General features: G+C 73.5%; 3 protein-coding genes. All 3 read left to right on the top strand.

Annotated features, from left to right (window positions below):
- Nucleotides 1–941 (top strand): class E sortase (locus ACTIR_RS0108610; RefSeq protein WP_324607092.1); only part of this gene is annotated, 941 nt, incomplete at its 5' end.
- Complete coding sequence (locus tag ACTIR_RS27155) at nt 941–1,099, top strand: hypothetical protein (protein ID WP_019811015.1); 159 nt, start codon at nt 941–943, stop codon at nt 1,097–1,099. The genes ACTIR_RS0108610 and ACTIR_RS27155, both read left to right, overlap by 1 nt.
- A 36-nt stretch (nt 1,100–1,135) precedes the next feature.
- Complete coding sequence (locus ACTIR_RS0108600) at nt 1,136–1,783, top strand: aminodeoxychorismate/anthranilate synthase component II (RefSeq protein WP_026453959.1); 648 nt, start codon at nt 1,136–1,138, stop codon at nt 1,781–1,783.
- The last annotated feature ends 123 nt before the right edge of the window (nt 1,784–1,906 follow it).

Below are 1,906 nucleotides of genomic sequence, written 5' to 3'. Positions count from 1 at the left end.
AGGTCCTGCACGGGCACCCGGCCGCACGGTGGCCGGACCGGGAGGACGGGCTCCCGGACGAATCGCCGGTCGAGCCGACCGATGATCCGCCGGACGAGCCGCCGGGGACGTCCCCGCCCGGGACGTCGCCGGGGGGATCGGGCGACGGCCCCGGCCGGGTGGCGGTGCGCACGTTCGGCGAAGTGCTGATCACTCTCGGGCTCGTCGTGCTGCTGTTCGTGGTCTACGAGCTGTACGTGACCAACCTGATGTCGGCACAGCTCCAGCGGGAGGCCGACGCCCAACTCGACCGGCGCTGGTCCGACGGCCCCGAGCGGGAGGTCGACGCGGGCGCGGACGGAGGGGCGGCGTTCGCGCGCCTCTACATCCCGTCCTTCGGCGCGGACTGGTCGTTCACCGTGCAGGAGGGGGTCGACGACGCGACGCTGGAGATCGGCCCGGGCCACTACCGGGACTCCGCGTCGCCGGGACAGCCCGGCAACTTCGCCGTGGCCGGTCACCGGGTCGGCAAGGGCGCCCCGTTCAACGACCTCGACCAGCTGGAGTCCTGCGACCCGGTGGTGATCGAGACGGCGGAGCACTTCTTCGTCTACCGCGTGCTGCCGATGCGCGACGAGGTCGCGGGCTGGGCCTCCGGCCGGGGGAGCGACCCGCGGTGCGCGGACGTGGCGCCCCCGGAACGCCACCACGAGGAGTATGCCGACACGGTCGGCCGCCGCATCGTGCTGCCCAGCCGCGGGGACGCCGTCGCGCCGGTGCCCTACCGGCCCGCCGGTGCGGTGCCGGAGGAGGCGCGGGCGGCGCTGTTGACCCTCACCACCTGCCACCCGCAGTTCTCCGACCGGGAACGCATGATCATCCACTCGGAGCTCACCCACCGGTACGAGAAGCGGCCGGGCGCGGGCTACGAGGAACTGTTGGCCGAGATCGGGGAGATCTGATGTACGCCTGGATCTGGCGGCACCTGCCGGGGCCGCTCCCGGTGCGGATCGGGCTCGCGACCGCGTTGACGCTCGGCGTCGTCGCCCTGCTGATGTTCGTGGTGTTCCCGTGGGCGGAGCCGCTGCTGCCGTTCAACGAGGTCGCCGTCGACGAGTGAGCGGGTGCGCCGCGGCGTTGCCGTAGGCTGTGCGACATGCGCGTTCTCGTCGTCGACAACTACGACAGCTTCGTCTACAACCTGGTGCAGTACCTCGCCCAGCTGGGCGCCGAGTGCACGGTGTGGCGCAACGACGTCGTCGACCTCGACCGGATCGCCGAGTTCGACGGGGTGCTGATCTCACCCGGCCCGTCGACCCCGGAGCGCGCGGGCCGCAGCATCGACACCGCCCGCCGGTGCGCGGCCGACGGGGTGCCGGTGCTGGGCGTGTGCCTCGGCCACCAGGCGATCGGGGTCGCCTGGGGGGCGACCGTCGACCGGGCGCACGAGCTGCTGCACGGCAAGACCAGCCGGGTCACCCACGACGGCGCCGGGGTCCTGGCCGGGCTTCCCGACCCGTTCACGGCCACCCGCTACCACTCGCTCACCGTGCTGGCGGACACCGTCCCCGCCGCGTTCGAGGTCACCGGCCGCACCGACTCCGGGATCGTCATGGCGATGCGGCACCGCGAGCTGCCCGTCGAGGGGGTGCAGTTCCACCCCGAGTCCGTGCTGACCGAGAGCGGCCACCGGATGCTGGCCAACTGGATGTCCTCGGCGGGACACCCGGTTCCGGACACCCTGGTCGGCGACCTGGAACAGGCGACGCGGGAGTTGCAGCGCGCCGCGGGCGCGACCGCCTGAACCCGCACCGGCCGGGCCGGGGTGCGCGCTCAGGCGGTCATCCCGGCCCGGGCCAGGTGTCGCCGCCCGGGCCCCGGCTCAGTTGTCGTCGCCCGGTCCCGGTAACGGCCAAAAGTTCCCCCC

This window comes from Saccharomonospora iraqiensis subsp. iraqiensis, assembly GCF_000430445.1.
In the GTDB taxonomy this organism is placed as follows: Bacteria; Actinomycetota; Actinomycetes; order Mycobacteriales; family Pseudonocardiaceae; genus Saccharomonospora; species Saccharomonospora iraqiensis.
The sequence above is the reverse complement of the archived record's forward strand: the minus strand, read 5'-3'. Positions and strand labels throughout refer to the sequence as shown.